Annotated in this window: 16 protein-coding genes; 4 read left to right on the top strand and 12 right to left on the bottom strand. The window is 38.1% G+C overall.

From position 1 onward, the window contains the following. Nucleotides 1–74 precede the first annotated feature (74 nt). The 3 genes from IPP32_13655 to IPP32_13645 all read right to left on the bottom strand — a co-directional run bounded on the left by IPP32_13655 (nucleotide 75) and on the right by IPP32_13645 (nucleotide 3,976). Nucleotides 75–1,523, bottom strand: a complete 1,449-nt coding sequence (locus IPP32_13655; GenBank protein ID MBL0049125.1) for a tetratricopeptide repeat protein — start codon at nucleotides 1,521–1,523, stop codon at nucleotides 75–77. A gap of 360 nt (nucleotides 1,524–1,883) precedes the next feature. Beyond that, nucleotides 1,884–2,693: a TonB family protein gene (locus IPP32_13650; GenBank protein ID MBL0049124.1), complete on the bottom strand. Its 810-nt coding sequence runs from the start codon at nucleotides 2,691–2,693 to the stop codon at nucleotides 1,884–1,886. 326 nt (nucleotides 2,694–3,019) lie between these two features. After that, nucleotides 3,020–3,976 (bottom strand): hypothetical protein, encoded by a 957-nt coding sequence (locus tag IPP32_13645; protein MBL0049123.1) that lies wholly within the window; start codon nucleotides 3,974–3,976, stop codon nucleotides 3,020–3,022. A gap of 608 nt (nucleotides 3,977–4,584) precedes the next feature. On the opposite strand from IPP32_13645, the gene rpoC reads away from it, so the two are divergent. The 3 genes from rpoC to IPP32_13630 all read left to right on the top strand — a co-directional run bounded on the left by rpoC (nucleotide 4,585) and on the right by IPP32_13630 (nucleotide 9,770). After that, complete coding sequence (gene rpoC, locus IPP32_13640; protein MBL0049122.1) at nucleotides 4,585–8,883, top strand: DNA-directed RNA polymerase subunit beta'; 4,299 nt, start codon at nucleotides 4,585–4,587, stop codon at nucleotides 8,881–8,883. 96 nt (nucleotides 8,884–8,979) lie between these two features. Then, nucleotides 8,980–9,294, top strand: coding sequence for a DUF3467 domain-containing protein (locus IPP32_13635; GenBank protein MBL0049121.1), 315 nt, complete (start codon nucleotides 8,980–8,982; stop codon nucleotides 9,292–9,294). Between the two features lie 239 nt (nucleotides 9,295–9,533). Next, nucleotides 9,534–9,770, top strand: coding sequence for a hypothetical protein (locus IPP32_13630; GenBank protein ID MBL0049120.1), 237 nt, complete (start codon nucleotides 9,534–9,536; stop codon nucleotides 9,768–9,770). Nucleotides 9,771–10,159: 389 nt separating this feature from the next. Here the strand turns inward: IPP32_13630 and IPP32_13625 are convergent, their stop codons facing one another. The 8 genes from IPP32_13625 to IPP32_13590 all read right to left on the bottom strand — a co-directional run bounded on the left by IPP32_13625 (nucleotide 10,160) and on the right by IPP32_13590 (nucleotide 22,256). Continuing rightward, nucleotides 10,160–12,706: a cadherin-like domain-containing protein gene (locus IPP32_13625; protein ID MBL0049119.1), complete on the bottom strand. Its 2,547-nt coding sequence runs from the start codon at nucleotides 12,704–12,706 to the stop codon at nucleotides 10,160–10,162. Nucleotides 12,707–12,818: 112 nt separating this feature from the next. Further along, entirely contained in the window at nucleotides 12,819–14,123 is a 1,305-nt protein-coding gene (locus tag IPP32_13620; GenBank protein ID MBL0049118.1) for a TolC family protein, read from the bottom strand. Then, complete coding sequence (locus tag IPP32_13615; protein MBL0049117.1) at nucleotides 14,116–17,178, bottom strand: efflux RND transporter permease subunit; 3,063 nt, start codon at nucleotides 17,176–17,178, stop codon at nucleotides 14,116–14,118. Before IPP32_13615 ends, IPP32_13620 begins: the two co-directional genes overlap by 8 nt. 12 nt (nucleotides 17,179–17,190) lie before the next feature. Further along, the gene (locus IPP32_13610; GenBank protein MBL0049116.1) at nucleotides 17,191–18,252 is read right to left on the bottom strand and encodes an efflux RND transporter periplasmic adaptor subunit; all 1,062 of its coding nucleotides are present in this window, start codon (nucleotides 18,250–18,252) and stop codon (nucleotides 17,191–17,193) included. After that, nucleotides 18,249–18,734, bottom strand: a complete 486-nt coding sequence (locus IPP32_13605; protein ID MBL0049115.1) for a MarR family transcriptional regulator — start codon at nucleotides 18,732–18,734, stop codon at nucleotides 18,249–18,251. The genes IPP32_13610 and IPP32_13605 overlap by 4 nt, the downstream gene beginning before the upstream one ends. Nucleotides 18,735–19,121: 387 nt before the next feature. Continuing rightward, on the bottom strand, nucleotides 19,122–20,165 hold the full coding sequence (locus IPP32_13600; GenBank protein MBL0049114.1) for a hypothetical protein: 1,044 nt from the start codon (nucleotides 20,163–20,165) through the stop codon (nucleotides 19,122–19,124). A gap of 121 nt (nucleotides 20,166–20,286) precedes the next feature. Further along, nucleotides 20,287–21,336 (bottom strand): nucleoid-associated protein, encoded by a 1,050-nt coding sequence (locus IPP32_13595; GenBank protein MBL0049113.1) that lies wholly within the window; start codon nucleotides 21,334–21,336, stop codon nucleotides 20,287–20,289. 29 nt (nucleotides 21,337–21,365) lie between these two features. Beyond that, nucleotides 21,366–22,256 (bottom strand): EamA family transporter, encoded by an 891-nt coding sequence (locus IPP32_13590; protein MBL0049112.1) that lies wholly within the window; start codon nucleotides 22,254–22,256, stop codon nucleotides 21,366–21,368. A gap of 227 nt (nucleotides 22,257–22,483) precedes the next feature. Here IPP32_13590 and IPP32_13585 point away from each other — a divergent pair, with 227 nt between their 5' ends. Next, the gene (locus tag IPP32_13585) at nucleotides 22,484–22,996 is read left to right on the top strand and encodes a C40 family peptidase (protein MBL0049111.1); all 513 of its coding nucleotides are present in this window, start codon (nucleotides 22,484–22,486) and stop codon (nucleotides 22,994–22,996) included. Here IPP32_13585 and IPP32_13580 read toward each other — a convergent pair. After that, on the bottom strand, nucleotides 22,990–23,460 hold the full coding sequence (locus IPP32_13580) for a hypothetical protein (protein ID MBL0049110.1): 471 nt from the start codon (nucleotides 23,458–23,460) through the stop codon (nucleotides 22,990–22,992). The genes IPP32_13585 and IPP32_13580 overlap by 7 nt on opposite strands. Nucleotides 23,461–23,463 lie beyond the last annotated feature (3 nt).

Here is a 23,463-nt window from a genome sequence, read left to right as displayed (position 1 = left end):
ATTGAAAAACTAATGGTTCATTAACCCCAAAACTGTATTTGGAACACGAAACCTCGCCTTTTGAGCTGGTGCCGTTAAGCGTTGCCGCTACTTTCATCCGTATCATTTAGCTTATCTCCTTCCAACTTTTCAATTGTCTCTTTTGCATTTGCCAATCTGGTCGCTTTGTTTTTCTCCACCAGTTTTACGGTTGTCCACTTTTCTAATTTGTGATGCAAGGGCACAAGCAAAGCTGCAATACAAACTAACGCCAACAACATTAAGATAGGTGAGTGATGCGTAATTCTTTCTAAGAAGGGATGCAATAAAAGATTGAGAAATTCAAAAACAAGTAACAAAGCAATCACTCCAAAAAAAGAAATCAGTTTGGTGTTGGTAATAAAACTACGGCTAAGAAAAAGAAATAGGATTATAAGGCTAACAAGCCCAATGGCGATTAATGCATATTGAATATTTTGCTTTCGCGCAACTTCTGACTTTGTTTTTTCTGCTGCTAACTCTTGTTGTCTTAACTGTTCATTAAACTCAAGTGTTTGCAAGCGGATGATTTTTTCACGACTGAAAACACTATCTCTTGTTGCAATCATTATTTGCTGATACTTGAAAGCACTGTCAATTTTATTTTCCTGTTTATAAAGTTTAGTCAATAGGGTGCTGGCTGATAGTTGTTGAACCAAAAGATTATACTGGCTGTCAATCATAAATCCTTTTGCGGCATAGTAAATGGCTGAATCCCGATGATTGAAACGGTCAAAATGTTCGGCATATTCGCAATAGGCACGCGCAAGTAAGCGATAGTCATTTAACGCTGAACTTAACTGGATGGATTGACGGAAAAATTCAACAGACAATTGCTCTTTACCCATCTTTGAGTAAATGATTCCCATTTCTGATTGAAGTCCTCCACCAAAAACATTTTCACCTTGAAATTTTCTGAAATACAAAGCAAGAGATTCCTGAACATAAGTGTATGCAGAATCCAGGATGCCGAGTTGTTCATAGGATTTTCCTTTGTCAACCAAGACATTAAGTAACACATCATTGTCGGGAATATGCTGAGTTAAATTTTCTGCTTTTGTATAATATTTTATTGCCTCTCGGTAATTGCCTGCATTCCTTTCTACCGATGCTATACCGTTGTAGATTTCTCCTATAAACATAGTGTCGGCAAGTGGCTCCGCAAGTTGCAATGCTTTAAAAGATGCTTCTTTGGCATCAGGATAATTTCCTGCCCACCACAATGAATTCGCAAGGAAAGATAATGCATGTGCTTCTGAACCGACAGGTAAACTATTTCTGTTTTTCATGCTAAGCAACACTGCTTGTTGCGCATAATACACCTTTGAATCATTGCTTATATAACGATACAAGTTGCTTATTACCCATAAGAGTTGAAGTTTTATTTTAGCTTCTTTTTCTACCGTCAGTTGTTGTTTCAAACTGTCAATACGAGTTTGCTGTGCGTTTGTAGCTGCAACGCAAAAGAGAAAAAGGAAAATTAAGCAGAATTTAATTTTTATCATGTTGTAAATATCGCATTTATCACTAGCAATTTCTTGCAGTCAGTTCAAAGTTAGCAAGGGGCCCGAACTTATAGAAAAATACAATGCTTGCCGGAATGTTCTTTTATTTTGGGCCTTCGAAGCAGTATCGTTTATTGAAAAATATTGCATTAGAATTAAACAAATTTCTACCGAAAAATACATTGCACTATTTTGAAGCAGAAATTTCAATCGATCTTCAAACTTAATAAACCTTCTGTCCGCTCAAAATAAGACATCACGCTTGCAAGCATTTAGTAGCAGATTGCACACCTTGTTTTTCATTTTTTGAATTAAAGTAAAACCCAGCAATTCGGTTCAATAAATTGATGGAAATAGAAATTAAGGCAGAGTGAATTTAATGGGTAAGTTAAACTGTACTTTAACTCTGTCACCATCTTGGCTACCCGGAATCCAATTTGGCATAGATTTAACTACACGCATTGCTTCCTGTTCTAGACCGCTACCTCTCTTTACACCGCGTGCTATTTTTTCATTAATAATCTTACCATCGATATCAACATCAAAGCTTACATAAACAGTTCCAGAAATTCCGTTTTGCTTTTCAAATTCAGGATATTTTACGCTGTTAGCTAAAAAATTAAAGAATTTTTCCTCCCCGCCAGGAAATGAAGGCATTATTTCATATTCATAATAAGCTGTGTCAAAACCGCTAGCAGTATAGCATTTTCCACTTTCCATTTTCCCTTGATTAAAAATTTCAATTCTTTTAATATTTCCATTTCTGTAGTATCCGATTCGTTCGCCATTAAGGACTCCGTTTTCACAATTTGCTTTCAATTTTATTGCATTTTTATCTGATGAAAAAAATAATTTTCCAATTCCATTCATCTTATTTTCATGATAATCAGACTCTGAAGTAGGATTCCCATTTTCTGCATAATATGTCAGCAAACCTTCTTTGACTTCAGGATTAAGTGATTTGTAATGTCCAATTGATTGCAACGTCCCATTTATTAAATAATCCTCAACATAAAGAATATTGTTTTCCATTTTTGTAATAATTCTATAATAAACGGCCTCTTCTTTTAAGCAAATTTTATCCCCTTTCATATAAACAGTGTCTGCCTTCTCCTGTCCGAAAGTGGCCAGATTTTTAATCAATAGAATTAGAATTATTAATAGTCTCATTTTAACTGATTTTTTTGAAATTTGCTATTAACGGCATCATTGCCGTAACCACCCTCTCCTAGCACAACATAACCCATCAACAGTGCGAAAAATTTAAGGGTTTCAAGCTTTTCACATTAGTAATTTCATAAAAAAACACAATAAAAATCAATACAACAAATTAATATTACAGTTAATCTAAATTAATTTAAAATGCTTGGGTTAAAAACGCAGTTAAGCAGCACTGCCAGTTTTGAGCACGCAGCATTGCACTTAACGAACTGCTGCGCTAGAGTTGAAAAGGAATTTTACTAGTGCGTTGCAAACGCAAATTATAAAAATCCTCGTTAAAAACGAGGACTAGTGGGGGGGGTGTTTTCATTGATATTAAAATGCTTTAAAACTCTCATTGCTCTTAAAGTATTCCAGCGACTTGGTTTTCCCGCCTGCTCCATTTCAAAATGTGTTTGACCCGGATGCTTTGAAACGATTTTCCATAAACCTTCTTTTGTTCTTTTCTTTAAAATCAAGTCGATTGCCTCCTTCATTCTATTGTCATATTTTACATCTGCTGATTGAAAGTAGTCGAGCGCTTTTAGAATGTCGTAATACCAACGTCCAGGATAATATAATTTCAAAAAGTTAGCATTTATTATTTCACCCGTCTTGTCCGAAAGAAATAAATGGTGCATCAAAATGAACTCGTGAGACTCGTTTTTAGCTTTCAACAGTTCTTTCAATCTGTAAGTATATCCGTTACGTTCATACTCTAAAATTCCTTCCAAAACAGAAAGCGTTGAGTGAAGTGAACTGTGCGTTGCGCCAGATCTATTAGAAAGACAATTGAACCCGCCATCATTCATTTTTTCATTAAGTAAAAAATCAACCACAGACTTTAAACACGCTTCCTCAACTCGAAAATATGCTGCATAATTTAATACCATTCCATTGATGCAGACATCACACTTTTTATTGGTTCCAATAGGCATTATACCACCGTCTGGTCCCTTTAAAGTTTTGAATATTATTTTTAGCGTTTCTTTTATTCGTTTATTGTCGGGTGAAATATTAAGATTCTTTATATCAAGTAATGTATAATGCGTAGAAATCCACTTAGGTTGATAAAAGCTTCGTCCCCAATTACCATCCTTTTTCTGATACGAAAGAAATTTTAACCCCCAACCTTCGGATTCAATTTTCTTTTTAAGTAAAGGCCTGTCTGCATCTAACAAGTCACGAAATGTCTGATATTGAATAGAGACATCACCATCAAGTAGCCAAGCTATTATTTGTTTGTCGGTCATTGCAAATACACCTAACGGGGTTATTCCCGAAGCTATTTTCATAGCATGCAAAATCATTTCGCTATCTGAAAAATTCTTCTAGCATTTTGTACTATTAATGTGCTAATCTAAACAAAAAGATGAAGTGTTTAGTGCCCTCTAAAAAACCAATTTTTGAGTTAAGATTCAAATCTAGTTTTAGGTTTTCAAAAAGCAGCTTTTCAATTTTATTTAAAAACGAAATGCCGCATTAGGGATAGTAGCGGAAATCCTTTTTTTGCGGCAATTGGGCCGGGTAAAAAAAGATTGAAGCGATAGCCCGACCGACGAAGGAGGGAACGCCCAATTTTGATTTGTTGATTAGCTGATTAGCCGATTTGTTGGATTTGGGATTTGGGATTTGGGATTTGGGGATTTACTAGTGAAAGATTGCTTCCTGCCTGGAAATGGAAAGTTGAGTGAAAAGTTTGCATTGTTCCTCGTAATGAACTGAGATAATGAAGGTTTAGCGGGGCATTTTCGCTAAGTTATTGATTTGCTGCTCTTTTTAACAAAATTTCCCAAGCATATTAGGTTAGTTTGGTAAAAAAGACTACTTTAGCAGCCTTTTTCAAAAACCTTCTACAAAAATGGCATTCAAAAGAGACACGAAAGTTAAGAGTAATTTCACCAAAATCACCATCAGCCTTGCTTCTCCCGAATCCGTACTGGACCGTTCAAGCGGAGAAATCCTGAAACCCGAAACCATCAACTACAGAACCTACAAACCCGAAATGGGCGGCTTGTTTTGTGAGCGTATTTTCGGACCTGTAAAGGACTGGGAATGTGCTTGTGGCAAGTATAAACGCATCCGTTACAAGGGCATCGTTTGCGATCGTTGTGGCGTTGAGGTAACCGAGAAAAAAGTGCGTAGAGAGCGTATGGGACACATTAGCCTTGTGGTTCCGGTAGCACACATCTGGTATTTTAAGAGCTTACCCAACAAAATTGGGTATTTGTTAGGCTTACCTACCAAAAAACTCGATACCATTATTTATTACGAGCGATTTGTGGTAATCAACCCGGGTATTAAACAAGCCGATGGAATTAATTACCTTGACTTCCTCTCCGAAGAAGAATACTTAAACGTGTTGGAAACGTTACCAAAAGAAAACCAACATTTAGATGATAATGACCCCAATAAATTTGTTGCCAAAATGGGCGCTGAAGCACTTTACGAATTGCTTGGCCGCTTAGATTTGGATAGCTTATCGTACGAATTACGCGATAAAGCCAACAACGAAACTTCGCAACAACGTAAAACCGAAGCCTTAAAACGCTTACAGGTAGTGGAATCTTTCCGTCAGGCAAATACCCGCGTGGAAAATCGTCCGGAATGGATGGTGGTGAAAGTGGTTCCTGTAATTCCACCGGAATTGCGCCCGTTGGTGCCTTTGGATGGTGGACGTTTCGCGACTTCCGATTTAAATGATCTTTACAGACGTGTGATTATCCGTAACAACCGTTTGAAACGCCTTATAGAAATTAAAGCTCCTGAAGTTATTTTACGTAACGAAAAGCGTATGCTTCAAGAATCGGTTGATAGCTTGTTCGATAACTCACGTAAATCAAACGCCGTGAAAACCGACAGCAACCGTGCTTTGAAATCATTAAGTGATTCATTGAAAGGTAAACAAGGACGTTTCCGTCAGAACTTATTGGGTAAACGTGTGGATTACTCGGCTCGTTCGGTAATTGTTGTAGGCCCTGAAATGAAATTGCACGAATGTGGTATTCCTAAAGATATGGCGGCCGAATTATTTAAGCCGTTTATTATCCGTAAAATGATTGAGCGCGGAATTGTGAAAACGGTTAAATCTGCAAAGAAAATTGTGGACCGCAAAGACGCTATCGTTTGGGACATCCTCGAAAACGTATTGAAAGGACACCCAGTATTACTTAACCGTGCTCCAACACTCCACAGATTAGGTATACAAGCTTTCCAACCCAAATTAATTGAAGGAAAAGCTTTACAGTTGCACCCTTTAGTGTGTACAGCGTTTAACGCGGATTTTGACGGTGACCAGATGGCGGTGCATTTACCTTTAGGAAATGCTGCAATTTTGGAAGCCCAAATGTTGATGCTTGCTTCACATAACATTCTTAACCCTGCTAACGGTGCACCTATCACAGTGCCTTCTCAGGACATGGTTTTGGGCTTGTACTACATGACCAAAGGCCGCAAGAGCGATAAGGATCATAAAGTGAAAGGCGAAGGAATTACTTTTTACTCTGCGGAGGAAGTAATTATTGCCTTTAACGAAAAGAAAGTGGATTTACATGCGCACATTAAAGTAAAAGCAAATGTAAAAGAGGATGGTAAAATTGTTTGGAAATTAATTGAAACTACTGTTGGACGCGTATTGTTTAACCAAGTAGTTCCAGCCGGAGTAGGTTACATCAACGAATTGTTGACTAAAAAATCGCTTCGTGATATTATCGGGTTAATCTTAAAAGTTTCAGGAGTAGCTAAAACAGCAGCTTTCTTGGACGATATGAAAGACCTAGGATTTAAAATGGCATTTAAAGGTGGATTATCTTTTAACTTAGGAGACGTTTTGGTTCCGGAAGAAAAAGAAAAAATGATTGCCGATGCCAACGCGCAAGTAGAGGAAGTGAAAAACAATTACAACATGGGTTTCATTACCAACAACGAGCGTTACAACCAAATTATTGACATTTGGACGCACACCAATTCGCGCTTGACGCAGAAATTGATGACTACCCTAATTAACGACAAGCAAGGATTTAACTCGGTTTACATGATGTTGGATTCAGGAGCACGTGGTAGTAAGGAGCAAATTCGTCAGTTGAGCGGAATGAGAGGATTGATGGCGAAACCACAAAAATCAGGTTCTACCGGCGGTGAGATTATTGAAAATCCGATTATCTCTAACTTTAAGGAAGGTCTTTCGATTTTGGAGTACTTTATTAGTACCCACGGTGCGCGTAAAGGTCTTGCGGATACGGCTTTGAAAACAGCCGATGCGGGTTACTTAACACGTAGGTTGGTTGACGTTTCACAAGACGTTATTATTTGCGAAGACGATTGCGGTACCTTAAGAGGTTTGGTTGCATCGGCTTTGAAAAACAACGAAGAAATTGTAGAAAGCTTATACGACCGTGTATTAGGAAGAACTTCGGTACACGATGTATTGCATCCTTTAACCGGAAAATTAATCATTGGCGGTGGAGAGCAAATTACAGAAGACTTTGCAAAAGAAATTGCAGATTCTCCGCTTGAAGCTGTTGAAATACGTTCGGTATTGACTTGCGAAAGCAAAACCGGTGTATGTGCAAAATGCTACGGACGTAACTTGGCTACCGGAAGAATGGTGCAGCGCGGTGAAGCAGTAGGTGTAATTGCAGCACAATCGATTGGTGAGCCGGGAACACAGTTAACACTTCGTACCTTCCACGTTGGGGGTACTGCATCGAACACCATTTCCGAATCAGGTATTAAAGCCAAGTATGACGGATTGATGGAAATTGATGAATTAAGAACTGTTGAACGTAAAGATGCAGATGGTAAAAAAGTGAATGTAGTAATTGGTCGTTCGGCTGAGATGCGCATCACTGACCCGAATACGGAAATCGTTTTAGCTACAGCAAACATTCCTTATGGAGCGCAATTGTATGTTAAAAACAACAGTACCGTTAAAGCAGGTGAGTTGATTTGTGATTGGGATCCGTTTAACGCGGTTATCATCACCGAAACTGCCGGTAAATTAGAATTCGAAAGCATTGAAGAAGGTGTTACTTACCGTGAAGAATCGGATGAACAAACCGGATTTAAGGAAAAAGTAATTATCGATTCAAGAGATAAAACTAAAAACCCGGTGATTAAAGTTACCGATGGTAAAAAAGAAGTGTTGCGTTCATACAGTATTCCAGTAGGTGCACACATCGTAGTAAACGACAACGCGAAAATGGAAGCCGGACAAATTCTGGTAAAAATTCCACGCTCTTCCGGTAAACTGGGAGATATTACGGGTGGTTTACCACGTGTAACGGAGTTGTTTGAAGCACGTAATCCAAGTAACCCTGCTGTTGTAACCGAAATTGACGGTATCGTAACCTTCGGAAAAATTAAGCGTGGTAACCGCGAAATCGTGGTAGAATCCAGAACAGGTGAAATTAAAAAATACCTTGTTCCATTGGCGAAACACATCCTTGTGCAGGAAAACGACTTTATTAAAGCCGGTATGCCATTGAGCGATGGTGCGATTACACCGGATGATATTTTATCTATCAAAGGCCCAACTGCAGTGCAGGAATACTTAGTGAACGAGGTTCAGGAAGTATACCGTTTGCAAGGGGTGAAAATTAACGACAAACACTTTGAAGTAATTGTTCGTCAGATGATGCGTAAGGTACGTATTGCTGATCCGGGCGATACTCGCTTCTTGGAAGGTCAATTGGCTAACAAAGCAGAGTTCATGGAAGAAAATGACTCTTTCTATGGTAAGAAAGTAGTTATCACTCCGGGTGATTCAACTGCAGTGAAAGCAGGCCAAATCATTACCGCACGTAAATTGCGCGATGAGAACTCGATGTTGAAACGTAAGGATATGAAGGTAATTGAAGCACGCGATGCCGTTGCTGCTACTTCTAGCCAAGTGTTACAAGGTATCACCAGAGCATCGTTGCAAACACAAAGCTTTATGAGTGCTGCTTCCTTCCAGGAAACTACCAAAGTATTGAACGAAGCTGCGGTAAACGGAAAAGTAGACGAATTATTAGGTTTGAAAGAAAACGTAATTGTAGGTCACTTAATCCCTGCAGGAACCGGTTTACGCGAATACGAAAAAATCGTGGTAGGTTCTCAAGAAGAATACGATTTGTTGATGGCTTCTAAGCGCGACAGATTGGTTGAAACAGAAGAGTAAAATAGTTTCTGGTTACACGTTTCAGGTTTCAGGTTGTAAAACTTTAAACCTGAAACATCAGAAACCTGAAACACACAAGAAACCTGAAACAACAAAATGGAAGAACAAAACAACCAGAACCAACTTAACATCGAGTTGAGCGAAGAAATTGCAGAAGGGATATATACCAATTTGGCCATCATAACGCACTCCAATGCAGAGTTTGTAATTGATTTTATTCGCATGATGCCGGGTGTTCCAAAAGCGAAGGTTAAATCGCGTGTTTTAATGACACCACAGCATGCTAAACGTTTGTTACATGCCTTAAAAGACAATGTGCAAAAATATGAATCGCAACATGGTGTGATAAAAGAAGGAGAAAGCAATACAGCTTATCCGATGAATTTTGGCGGGCCTACTGCGCAAGCTTAAATTTATTAATGAAATTATTGAAAGCTCGGAATTTATTCCGGGCTTTTTTTTTGATTTAAAATCTAAAAGAATCGTCAAGCCGGAGGCTTGAAAATAGCTGACGCTCGCAGGATGCGAGCGAGTGTGACGGCAGCATTTAAAATTAAAATTAGCCCCTTCAAATCATGGCGAGTAAAGTGCTAAACCAATGAAAAATAAAAAATAAAAAGATAGTATATTTGTATACTAAAACAATTGAAATGTCGACCGCAGAATTAAACGGAATAAAATTAAGCCTTATTGATTGGATAAACCGTTTGAACGATAAGGATGTAATTTCCTTTTTGGAGGCCTTGCGCGTCTCAAGTGCAAAAAAAGACTGGTGGAATGAGCTTTCACAAGCACAGCAAAAACAAATTCTTCTTGGAATTCAAGATGCTGATGCCGGGAAATTAAGCGACTCCAAAGCATTTTGGAAAAAGGTTAAGAATGCCTAAGTTAAAAATAACGGAAGTCCTTTATTCAGATAGGGCCATTCGAAATGCAATTCTTATAAAGCAATATCTTCTATAGCGATTTTCCCAAAAGGAAGTCGAGTATTTTTATACTTTATTGCAATCCTTCGAAAAAGTTGTAATTGCTTTCCCTGATTTATACCCCAAAACAGTTAAAATGAAAAATATCAGACGAGCTGTCTTGAGCAAGGAGCTTTCCGTATTTTATAGAATCAATACATCTGAAGTTGAGATTTTAGCTATACTTGATAATCGTTGTGATATACAAGAATGGATGTGAAAATGGTTAAGCCAGAGGCTTGGGGATAGCTGACGCTCGCAGGATGCGAGCGAATGTTAGGTAAAACGTTAAGTGGCTTGGTCCTTTTACCCTATTTTGATATGCTGATGCGGTTTACTGAAGTTTGCTCACCAACACTGGTTTTCAAGTAGTAAATGCCGCTGGATAATTCTGCAATGTTCAAACTAACCTCCCTCCCACTGTTCTCAAAATTTTTCAGCCATTTTCCTTCTGCATTAAACAGACTTAACTTGCTCAGCTCTTTTTCGCAGCGCAGGTTTACTACATCCTTAGCTGGATTTGGGAAAATAGTTATTTCTACCGCCCTTTCTTTGATTTCCTTGATGCCAATTGAATTATCGACATCCATACAAACAAATGCAGTTTTAGAAAGGCTGAGGCCATCAAAAAGGGTGTACTCGAAATAATCCTGACCCACATAGCCTGGTGCTGCATTGTAGGTGTAAGATCCATCAAAATTTAAAATAACGGAACCATGGTGAGCATTGCCGATTAACAATGCTTGCAGGTTGCTACCATCCATATCAAAATCATTTTTGAGCAAGCCATTACTTGCCGATACATTAAAAGGAAAACTATCCACACCCAAATAATTATCGCTTATGGCTAAGGCCGGAATATTAAAATCGGTTAAGCCATTTTTAACAATGTTGTAGGAGTCTTTTTTGTATTCCACCGCATCACTTACACTGTTCCAACTCGGCCAAGTGAAACGTGTTGCCGGCGTAAATTTTTGATTGTGATAAAATGCGGAAATCTGAATTCCATCCGAAACCGTATCTTCCGGAGCAGTGGTGGAGCGCTTGTCGTTAAACACGGTCATGGTGCTGGGATCGGTAAAATAGAGCAAGGTCCAGGGAAGACGAATTTTTACGGAGTCATCATAAAGCGTAATCGCATCATCGGAAGAAGCCGGCAAATACTGATTGCGGACTTTTAAATTTCCTACATAAACCAATAAGCTTACGGCATTATTTGTTTTCCAACGCTCAATATTCCACGGAGCACCATCCGTTTGAATGGAATGATACAATTGATTGGCTGGTGCGGTATTGCCCCATATTCCAAAAATATCGTAGGCTTGAGTTACATATAATTGTGCGCTGTAATTGGTTATGTGTAATACAAATTCAGCTCGGTTTTGAACAGTATCTCCGGTTGGCAAAACAGATTCGCCCAGGCTGGAAGCATAGGTATCAAAAGAAATCCAAATATCATCGGGATTTAATAATTTTTCTCCCAGAGACAAATGCAAATTAAAATAATCGTAATCTGCACCGGCATCAATTTTTGTGATGGACTGATTGACATTAAAATTAGCCCAGTTTTGAAGCACATTATTTTTCTTAAATCCAATGAGTCCATAATTTTGTTCGGGGCTCATTACATTGTGCCAAAACACTCTTCGGTTGATGTCGTAATCCAAGGGATAGGTAATCCAGGTGCTTTTAAACCATTCATCAATAAATGCAAAATCCATAGCACCCGCACAATTGGCATCCTTTACATTGTGCAACAAACGAATCATGGTTTGTCCTTGCTCCTTTTGATTGGCTCCGCCATGATTCATGCCGCTGGTGGAATAATGCGCAATTCCCCAACTGGAAGGGACACCTGTTTCAGCAATAATCAAAGGCATTTTTTTATAATGATTTTTCAAATCACTTAAATAGCCGAGATAGCTGTTTTGTCCATAACTATCGAAATAGGTTTGATACGTGGGATCGTCAGAAACAAAGTCAGGATAATAAGGATAGGCATGAAAACTGGCAAAGCAGCCTGCAGGTGCCAAATGAAAATCAATTAAACTAATATCAATAGATGCAGTATCCTCATAACGATACGCTTCGGTGGGATGCGTTAATGGATCTAGTGTGGGCCAACTGGAATAACTTACCGGGCGTTGGGTTTGGTAAGTACTGTTTTCATACTCGACCAAAAAATCTAATTTTTTTGTAACAAATACCTCAGCAGCTTTTGCTTGCACCGAGAAGCGCAGACCGTTGTAAACCGTATCGTTGGGATGCGTTTGATTGGTTTTAATTACCTCTTCCGGAAATGTTTCGCGGCCAATGATGTAACCCATATTCCACTTACTCACATTGGCAGTGTAGGTTCCATAAGCTTTTCCAAATCGTTGTCCTATCACTGCATTTCCATGCACACAATTCACATTTTCTTGAATTTCTTTTTGGAAGGAGCTGTCTAAAAAATAAAGGTCTTGATTGTAATTGGGCAATTCCTCTTCGAGCCAAACACCTTGAAAAAAATACAATGGATTACTAGGATTTGCCAAATTAAAAGAATCCAACACTTCATAAAAACGCGGGTAATGCAGTGTGTACAATCGAATGCAATTGAATCCTGCCTCTTTAATTAAAGCAAACCAGCGACTGTATTGACTGCGAGAGACAACCAACTCGCCCGGGAAGGTTCCAGGTACCGCCACTCCTAAGTTGCAGCCCTTTACAAAAAAAGGAATGTACTCACTTTTGTTCCAAATTTTTAGGTGAACACTATCGGTAGTAAAGGGATAAACAGTATCGCGCGGACAGACCTGTTGGGCGAAACTAAATTTTGTAAGCAGAATAAAAAAGAGCGTTTTGAGGTAGTTCATTCTTGCAGTTTTTTTGTAAAAATAGCAAACCTTTTTTGAACGCCATTTTTTCTTTGCGCGCCCTTTTGTAAGGAACCATTCCTAAGCATATAACTGCGTTGTGGTTCAAATACTATTTCACCAATTCGCCCAATATTTTTTTTAATGCTGTTTCGGATTGTTTTTGATTGAAGCGAGCATTCACCAACCGGGCTATTGCTGCTTCATAGCTGCTTTGGCTTTCCTTTATTTCGAGGTAATTTCCCAGGCCTAGTTTTAATCGCTCACTTGCAATGGCGAGACTTTGCTTAGCGAGCAAATTATTCTCCTCTTCGAGTTGCAAAATTTCTTTATCACTCAACCAATTTAAATAAGCTATATTGGCCGCAGTAAATAACTGGCTCTTGCTACTCTCTACTAGCAACGAGCTATTAAGGTAATTTATCTTCGCCACTTTTAATTGATTCTTGGTATTGAATCCGTTGAAAACATTCCAAGAAAAATTAATTCCTACCGTATACCCGAGATTTTGATTTAACAAAGCAAATCCGGCAGCATTCTCTGTTTTGCCAAATAGATAACCAGAGCTTAGGCCCACACGCGGCATACTTTGCGAACGAATCTCTTTAATGGATTGAGCAGAAATGAGTACACTTTTTTGAGCAAACAAAAGACTTGTATTCGATTTTTCGATGCGTTGGCGAATTTGATCCATGGATTGTTGCGCTTCAAAAACAAAATTTGTATCCACCCCAAAACTTTGATCTGATTCAGCTTTGAGCAGCTGCAATAAATTGCTTTTGTACTCATTCAACAAACTTCTTTGAGTTAGCAAATTGGATTTTTGAGCATTGAAATCCAATTTTGCCTGAAGCAATTCCACATTAGAACCCGAGCCAATATCCAGCTTTTTCTGTGCTACTTTTATACGTTCTTCGCTCACTTGCATGGCGGCTTGTATTCCTTTAATAAGTTGCTCTTGCTTTACAATTTGATAATAAAAAGAGGTCACCTTTTCGATGGTGTTTTCGAGCTGAATTTTAAAACTCAGTTCGCCTTGTTCTTCCAGTAAATTCAATCGTTCCTTGGTAGCAAACATTTTCATACCATCAAAAATGGTCCAGTTTAAATAAGCACCTGCTGTAATAGAATTGGAACTAACTCCATTTTTATCGACACTTAAACCGCTCGAAAATTCTTGTCGTGTGGAGTTATTTGACATGCTTCCGGTTGCATTAATATCTACTCTTGGAAGAAAACCGGCCGCGCCATAGGTATTCTGCACTTCGGAAATGGTGGAATTATTTTTGGCAATTTGAATATCGAAATTATTTTTCAATGCCATTTCCACCGCTTGCTCATAGCTTAGTTTTCCTTCAATTTGTGCAAGGCTTGCAAAGGGAAATAATAATAAAACAAAAACTATCTTTTTATACATGTTGTGTTTTATTTTTGGATAAATAAGAATAGATAGCAGGTATCACGAACAGCGTTAAAATCAGTGCAAATAAAATTCCACCTACCACAACAATCCCCATACCCATGCGGCTTTTAGCACCAGCCCCTATAGCGAGTGCGATGGGTAATGCACCCAAAGCTGTTGCAATACTTGTCATTAAAATGGGACGCAAACGAGCTGCTGAAGCGGCAATTATAGCTTCTTGCTTAGCCATACCCTTTTCGCGCAATTGGTTGGCAAATTCCACAATTAAAATTCCATTCTTAGTGACCAGTCCAATGAGCATGATGATTCCGATTTGACTGAAAATATTTAAGGTTTGATTAAAATACCAAAGTGATAAAATTGCTCCAGCTAATGCCAGTGGCACGGTGAGCATAATAATAAACGGATCGATAAAACTTTCGAATTGTGCAGAAAGAACCAAATAAATCAAAACCAAAGCGAGTAAAAACGCAAATAAAATATTGGAAGAACTTTCTGCAAAATCGCGTGAAGGCCCGGTAAGCGCTGTTGTAAAGCTATCATCAAGCACTTGTTTTGAAATTTTTTCCATTTCTTTTATCCCATCCCCAACTGTTTTTCCGGGAGCAAGTCCGGCTGATACCGTAGCAGACTGATAGCGGTTATAGTGATAAAGTTGCGGCGGCGAGCTCTCCTCTTCCAATTTTACAATGTTATCTAACTGAATTAAATCACCGCTTGCATTTCTAAGATAAAGGGATTTAATATCCAGCACCTCATCGCGGTTTTCGCGGCTGAACTGTCCAATTACCTGATATTGCTTACCATTCATGGTAAAATAATTGAAGCGTTGTCCACTTAAAGCCAACTGTAAGGTTTGAGCAATATCCATAACCGAAACACCCAAATTGCGGGCCTTATCGCGATCTATGGTGATGTTTATTTCGGGCTTATTAAATTTCAAGTTGCAATCCACACCTTGAAATATTGGGCTTTTATTTGCCTGCTCTAAAAATTTGGGAAGCTTATCCTTTAGCTTTTCAAAGTTTTGCGCCTGCAACACAAACTGCACCGGTAAGCCTACTTTGGCGCCTCCACCTACCGAAATACTTTGTTCTTGAATGGCAAATAGTTTTCCTTGCGGGAAATTTTTTGCATTCTTTGAAATGTAATCTGCAATTTTTTGTTGACTTCGTTTACGTTCACTAGCATCCGTTAAGGCCAAGCGCACAAATGCTGTATTCACCGCACCAGAACCACTAAAATTGGGCGCAGTAACGGTTAACAATACCCTTTTTTCGGGAACAGAATCCAACACAAATTGGGTAAATTCTTCTACAAAATTATCGGTATATTCATAAGAAGAACCTTCGGGCGCAGTCATTAATACACGCAGCCAGTTTCTATCTTCAAGGGGTGAAAGTTCACTTTGCAAGGTAGAACCTAATCCGAATATTAACGCTATAGAAGCCGCCAAAATTGCCAATGCCAACCAACGTCGCTTTAAGAATACTGTGAGCGACTCACTGTAATTGCGAATCATGTTTTGGAAAAAAGGTTCCGTTGCTTCATAAAATCTACTCTTCTTTGGATTTTTTTTCACCAAACGTGCATTGAGCATTGGTGTTAGTGTGAGTGCTACAAATGCCGATATAAGTACCGCTCCGGCTAACACCACCCCAAACTCACGGAACAATCGACCTACAAATCCTTCTAAAAAAATTACCGGCATAAATACCGCGGCCAAAGTGATGGAGGTAGAAATTACAGCAAAATAAATTTCTTTTGACCCCTTGTGTGCCGCTTCAATAGGGCTTAAGCCATCTTCAATTTTCTTATAAATATTCTCGGTCACCACAATGCCATCATCCACCACCAAACCGGTTGCCAGTACAATTGCCAGCAGTGTGAGCACATTCACCGAATAGCCTAACAAATACATGATAAAAAAAGCTCCTATTAAGGAAACCGGAATATCAATCAAAGGGCGCAGCGCAATCAACCAATCGCGAAAAAATAAATAAATGATGATAATTACTAAAACCAGCGCTATTCCAAGTGTTTCGATTACCTCGGTGATGGATTTTTTAATAAAGAGTGTATTATCCAGGGCAATTCCAACCTTAAAATCTTTAGGTAAATCTTTTTTAATTTGATCGAGGCGTTTATAAAACTCATTGGATATTTCCAAATAATTTGCACCGGGTTGCGGCACCAATCCAAGCCCAATCATAGGTGTGCCTGATTGCTTAAGCATCGTTTCTTCATTATCGGGTCCAAGTGTAGCTTCTCCAATATCGCTAAAGCGGATAACCTTATCACCGATTGATTTTAGAATAAGGTTATTGAATTCGGCTTCTGTCTTTAAACGTCCAACTGTTTTTAAAGTAAGCTCACTTGTGTTCCCTGCAATTTTACCGCTGGGTAATTCCACATTTTCTTTATCCAAAGCAACCTTCACATCTTGCGGGGTGAGGCCATAAGACGAAAGTTTTACAGGATCCATCCATAAACGCATGGCGTATTTTTTTTGACCCCATATTTGGATAGTACTCACACCGGGTATTGTCTGCAAGCGTTCGGCAATCACATTTTCGGCGTAATCACTTACTTCGAGTTGGGTGCGTGAGTCGGATTGAATGGTGAGTGAAAGCATCGCATCCGAATTTGCATCTGATTTGGTAACTGTTGGCAAGCCATCAATATCTTGAGGCAACTGGCGAGCCGTTTGTGAAACCTTATCGCGCACATCGTTTGCTGCTGCTTCGAGGTTTGAACTTAAATTAAATTCCACCGTAATTACACTTGAACCTTGATTGCTGGAAGATGTTATGGTCCGAATACCATCGATACCGTTAAGTGCCTTTTCGAGTGGTTCTGTAATTTGCGATTCAATAACATCGGCATTCGCTCCCGAATAAGTGGTGCGCACCGTAATGATTGGCGGGTCGATAGAAGGAAATTCCCTCACACCTAAATAGGAGAAGCCAATGCCCCCAAACAATATAATGATTAAACTCATTACAATGGCGAGAACCGGGCGATTGATGCTTATGGATGAAATATTCATGGTTCTTATTTTCTATTTTTTCAACTCAACAATTTTAACAAGAGCATCGGGCTTGAGCGACATTATACCGGTAACAATAAGCGTATCCCCTTCTGCCACCCCTTCCAAAATTTCGATGCGAGCATCGGTTCTGGTGCCGGTTATAACTTTTTGTGGCACTGCTTTTCCTTCTTTGCAGAGATATACCTTTTTTCCTTTTAATTCAGGAATAATGGCTTCGGTTGGAACCATAAAAGCATTGTGATTTTTTGAAGATTTTAACTGCACTTGCGCAAAAGCACCTGGAAATAGTCTATCATCAGAATTTACGAACGTTGCACGAATAAGAACATTGCGAGTTTGCGCATCAATTTTGGGTTCAATTGCAATTACATTTGCGTGAAATTTTTTGTCAATTGTACTGAGTCTAAAAAAAACAGAATCACCAACTGCCACTGTACCTGCATATTTTTCGGGAATTGAAAAGTCAAGTTTTAAAACAGCGGTTTGCTGCATGCTTGCAATACGTGTAGCGCTATTTACAAAACTTCCTTCACTCACTTGTTTAAGTCCAATCCTTCCCGAAAAGGGCGCATAAATTTCAGTTTTTGCAATGAGTGCTTTGGTATAATCCATATCGGCCGAAATAGTTTGCAATTGATTCGCCGATGCATCGTATTCCTCCTGACTCACACCGCTAATTTCCAACAAACTTTTTAAACGCACTTCCTTCTCCGTTGCTAGCTTCAATTGCACTTGTAGTTTCTTTAATTGCGCCTGTAATTCAGCATCGTTAATTTTTGCCAGCAAGGTGCCTTTCTCTACTCTAGTTCCTTCCTTAAATCCAATATAGGTTAATTTACCCTGTACTTCAGGATATAACTGCACTTCTTCATTAGCGATAATTGTTCCTGATGAAAAAATTATATTCTCGAGATCCACACCATGCACTACAAAACCGCTTACTGTTACAACTGAAGGCTTTTGAGGGCCACCTTTAGACTGCGTTCCATTATCAGGTTTCAGAAAGAGCAGCTTAACTGCGGCCAATACTGCGATTATGAAAAGAATAAAAAATAATGTTTTTGATTTCATTTGCGGGAATTTGCTTTTTTATAATTGATATAAATTTTTTGGGTGGGCAGGTGCTCCAAATTTTTTTGAATTAAGGAAAGGTGCTTGTACAATTCCTTTTGCTTTTCTTTTGAGATTCCATGAAGCGCTTCTTTGTTAACGCTATCAATAGCTTGATGAATCTCAGGTAGCAAGCTTATTGATTTCTTTGTAAGTTCAACTAAATAAGCCCTTCTATCGTTTGGATTTAAGAGCTTTTTCACGTATTTTTTTTTGATAAGATAATCGATGATTCTAACCATAGATACTTTATCAATCTTTAACTTATCGCAAATGTATTGCTGAGAACACGGTCCTTCAGAATCTTCGATAACCACCAGAACCGAATAGTAGCGTTCAATCTCTAAATGCTCCAAGCGCTTGGTTAGTGCACCAAAATAAGTTTTTGCTAATACAGCTAAAGATCTGCCGAAAGGCAAAACATCGCATAAATTTGAATTCATTTCAATTTCTTAGTAATACAATATTAGTTATAATTAGTAATAGTTAATAGTATTAACTATTTTAATGCATCAATTTAACATTAAAGCACTAGTTAAACTTAACTAAAAAGCTAATTATCTGTGCTTTACAAAACACACAGCCAGTTATTGCAGGTTTCCATATCAGTTGTGCTAATGCACAGGATACAGAACTGCGAATTTTGAAATTCTTGAAAAGGAAATTTAAATTGGAACGATTTCATAAAACGATTCCAAACTAAAGTTGATGGCTATAAGTAGTCCGAAATGCTAATGAAAAGCTATTGTACTGAAAAGTGAAATTCGATTGAAAAAAGGTATCCTAGAAAATAAAGTCTTTATTAATTGATTCTAGTTTTTCCTATCCGCCTACTCCAAGCCTTCCGATTTCATAATGGATGCGATTCCACCAAAGATATCGTAGGATTCCGTTTTTACAGCGCCGCCCAGTTCAGGCACGTACCACCCCTTGCTATATAAAACCATGTAACCGAGTTTGTTCGTAAACTGCTTTTTAATCATCAGCTTTTCTCCTTTAGCTTGCAAGCGAGCCGCAGCTTTTTCTTGCTCTTTAGCTACTTCTTCATCGGCCGACTCGTAATTGGTATTCATTTTTCCTTTGGTCCAGGACTCTGATTCGATGATATAGGCTTTGTACTTTACACCACTAATAGTTACCTCTTCCACACCTGTAACTGTTTGATTAACGCCTTGTATACTGTGCGCTGAGAAAGAAAGATTTTGTCGAACTGCAACATCGATGGTATTATACACCGCTCTTGTTTTCAACTCAATTGTAGGTCCGAGTACATAATCCCCGTTAGAATTTGGTGCATAGCCAAAGCCATTGCTTGAGCTGGTGCTGTAATGACTAAATACTTTCTTTTTTACAGTTAAATCGGTGGAGGTTGGAAATGTGAAAGAGATGTCTTCAAAGGTTGGCAATACATCGCCGACTTTTAATTTCATAGGTAAAATTTGAATTCCTTGAAGTGAATATCCAATTGGATTTTCTTCAGTACCCACTAATACCGGTCCTCGATTACGCGCAAGAAACAAAGTATCCGCGCGACACACTAAGTAACTGAAATAGTCCTTCCCTCCCACATTATAGCCAATTTGATACTCATCCGCATCTTTCAATTTATTTTTTTTGATGTGAAATTCCATCGTATAATTGCTTGCAGGAGGAACAGTTCCGGCTAGGACTGATGCATTGTAAGCAGCCACCATTTCATCTTTTTTGTCCTCCTTTGCTTTAAGGAATTTGGGATCGCCGGAAAGAGGATTGGTGTAAGTAATAATTTTCAACTTTGTTAAATCCCCATCCTTAATTGAAAGATTACATTCTTGCGAAAACACAACTTTGCTTAGGCCCAGAATTGTTATAGCGAATAGTAAAATTTTGTTCATTGGTTTATAAGTTTAGTTATACCGTTTTGGTGAGTGAAAAGTAATTGGGGTAAAGCCAAATATAAATACCCATAAAGAGGGATTTTTATGTACGTACTAGTACGGAGCCTTGCAAATAAAACTATGCCTCTTCTTTGTAATAAATTTTATAAAATTTCCGACCATCCTTCTCCACTCCTTGCTCAATCATTTCTTTATTTCCATGGATGTAGATGTGAAAATTCTTATCCAATTTTAAAACACTTTTAAAAATTCGTGCTTGTTTTTTAACAACGGTTTCGGAAATATCAAAATTATCGACTAAGTCTATTTCATTGTCTTCGCGATACATTTTATCAAACTTTCGGAAGGATTTTATTACGTCAGTATCTTGAAAAACTTCGCTCTCAAACTCTCCCTTGTTGAAGTTATCATGGGTTTTAAAATATTCCATAGAACGATTGAGCAAATCAATTTGATCTGTTTTGCTCACTTCAAAATCTTCGGGCAAACCGGCTGTAACAAAGGTTTTAGTGAGGGTTAAAAAATCCTGCGTGTGATGGTATTCATCCTGACACGGACGAATCATTAAAAAATTATCTCGCCAGTACTGAGCTTCAGGTCCTTTATTGCGCTTATCTACAATACAAATTTTATATCCATTATCTGCATCCGTATCTAAAATCAAACACCCTTTATCCAGCTGTTCGATGTTAATTCCTTCTTCATACAAAAGTTGGAAATTCTCGGCATTAGAAGCATTCACTTGAAGAAAAGCTTGTCGATGTTCAGATTTAAAGATTCCCACAGCATTCACCACATGTCCTTTTACCGATAGATTTGTAAATAAGGCAATGAACAAATCGCCTGATTTAATTTGAGGATGATTTGTTACTTCGTAGAGGTGTTTTGCAATATCCGTTGCCTGCTTTTGAAAATCTTTCTTTCGTTCAAATATTTTGCGGCAATAAATAAAAAGTGGATTTAGTTCAAATTCTTGATTGCTGAAGGTAAAGTTGTAGAATTCTTCATTCTTAAAAGAGGAAAGGAAATACTGAAACAATAAAGCTTCCAATCGTTTATCTTTTAAATCAAGCTCTTCCTTCGAATGTTGCAGCCGTTCCCCATTGGTTTTATTACCGATATGGTGAACCGAAATATTTGCTATTTGTGTGTTAGTAGAATCAATCATTTAGTTTCGATTTAAGTTCAATCCTTCCTTTACTTGCGGATAAATGAAAAAATTACTTTCCAGTTAAATACCAAAATAGAAATCAATATACAAGTATAAGCTATTAATTGAGCAGCACTGATTTGCTCATCAAAATATAGAAAAGCAATTACAAAACTGAGTAAAGGATTAATATATAGCAAAATCCCCATTGTGGAACTATTCACCTCTTTTAATGCAAATAAATTTAAAAAAAGAGGTAAGATGGTAAATACAACAGCGAGTATACTAATTTGAAAATAAAAAGAGGCATCATAGCTTACATGACTTGAAAAGAAAGGAAAAAATGGCGCCAATAGCAGTGCAGAAGATAACATCTGAAAAGTAAGAATTACCATTTTATCAAGGTAAACATTCTTTCGTTGTGATATGAGGTAGAGCGCGTAAGAAACAGCTACAATCATGCTATAAGCTAAATCAACAGCTGAGTGCATTCCTAAAATGGTGCAGCTAACAGCACTTATGGCAACCGCCGTCCATTGAATTTTACTTAGTTTTTCTTTTATAATAATTCCCGCCAAAACAGTGGTAAGAATGGGACAAACCAAATAAGCAAAAGCTGCAGTCTTAATGCTTATTGTATTCATTACAAAAATGTAAAAAAACCAATTTGCAGTAAGCAATAATCCGCCCACAATGGTTAGCAAAACAGTTTGTTTTCGGTGCTTAACAGTAAGTTTTTTAAAAATTGTTCTTTGTGCTAAAAAGTTCTTGGGTCGGAGAAAAAAAGTAAAAAGGCTAATTATTCCGGCTGCAAAAAAAATCCGGAAAAACAACAAATCAAGCGAAGCATAAATATGGAGGGGTTTCAGCGAAAAGCTAATAAAACCCCATATTACAAAGGAAGCTATCGCAGCTAAATAATAATTTACATTTTTCATAAACGGGGCAAATTTAGTGATTTAACCAAGTACTGTTAATTAAAAGAAGCTATGCATCAACATGTGATGCCGGTTCAAACCTACTTTTGTAAAAACATTACAACATGCTGGAGCAACTGAAAAATTTTTACGAGCGAAACAAAAAGTATTTTATTGTTGATTTTATCATGTATCTCGTAATTATTCTGGGCGTAATAATTTGCATGCTTATAATTATTTAAGCAATCATGCATTATCGCTTACGACATATTTTTCGATCATCCTTTTTGATTTTTATGGTGCTGCTCTATTCCTGCCGGACCAGCAAAACTAGAGAAACCCGCAAGGATGATTTAAACCAAAACGATCGTGCTCAAAAAACAAAAGTGCTTTTGCACACTGCCTTATCCTATAAAGGAACAGCTTATAAAGCAGGCGGGATCGACAAAAAAGGAATGGACTGTTCGGGTTTGGTAATTACCTCCTTTCAAAAAATTAATATAAATCTTCCTCGAACTTCGAAAGAACAAAGTAGCATCGGCATTCCCATAAAAGAAAGCGAAGCGCAAGCAGGTGACCTTCTGTTTTTTGCAACAAGTGGTAAATCAAAAGGAATAAATCATGTGGGAATAGTGACCGCGGTCTCGGTTGAAAAAGGAGTTATTTTTATACATTCCACAGTAAAGGCGGGAGTTATGGAAGATAATTTATCAGCTCCCTACTACCGAAATAGCTTTATTAAAGCGATGCGGGTTTACTGATAATTTTCGCGTTTAAGCGTTTCCAACTTTTCCACTTTCAGGTATTTTTGCTTTTTACCGATTTTATAGCCTACAATTGCAGCCCCACTATATTCAAAAGGCTTTGTTTGGGTTGCAACTGCCTCTTCAATATTTTGATGCATTGGATTGGCTACCAACTTCCTTGCAGTTACTTCAATGGTATCACCTGCAGCAAAACTAGCAGATGCACCTGAGCGCTTTGCAGAAAATGCTTGCACTTCATAGTAGGCTCCACCAATCCACACCTGATCAATTTGTAATTTTTTTGAATTAACAGGAGCAATGAACTTTATTGAGTAGGTAGTACCTGAAGGGCTTCCAGCAGCACCACCAACAAAATCTTGGGAGGTAGCTTTTACTAAAATCAGGTTATGACTTTTACATCCGGCAATAGAAGCGTTTGAAAAAAGTAAATACAAAATAACTATTAGGGAATTTTTCATTTG

It is taken from the genome of Bacteroidota bacterium (genome assembly GCA_016721765.1).
Lineage (GTDB): Bacteria > Bacteroidota > Bacteroidia > UBA4408 > UBA4408 > UBA4408.
Note: the sequence above shows the minus strand (reverse complement) of the source record. Positions and strands in the feature narration are given on the sequence as shown.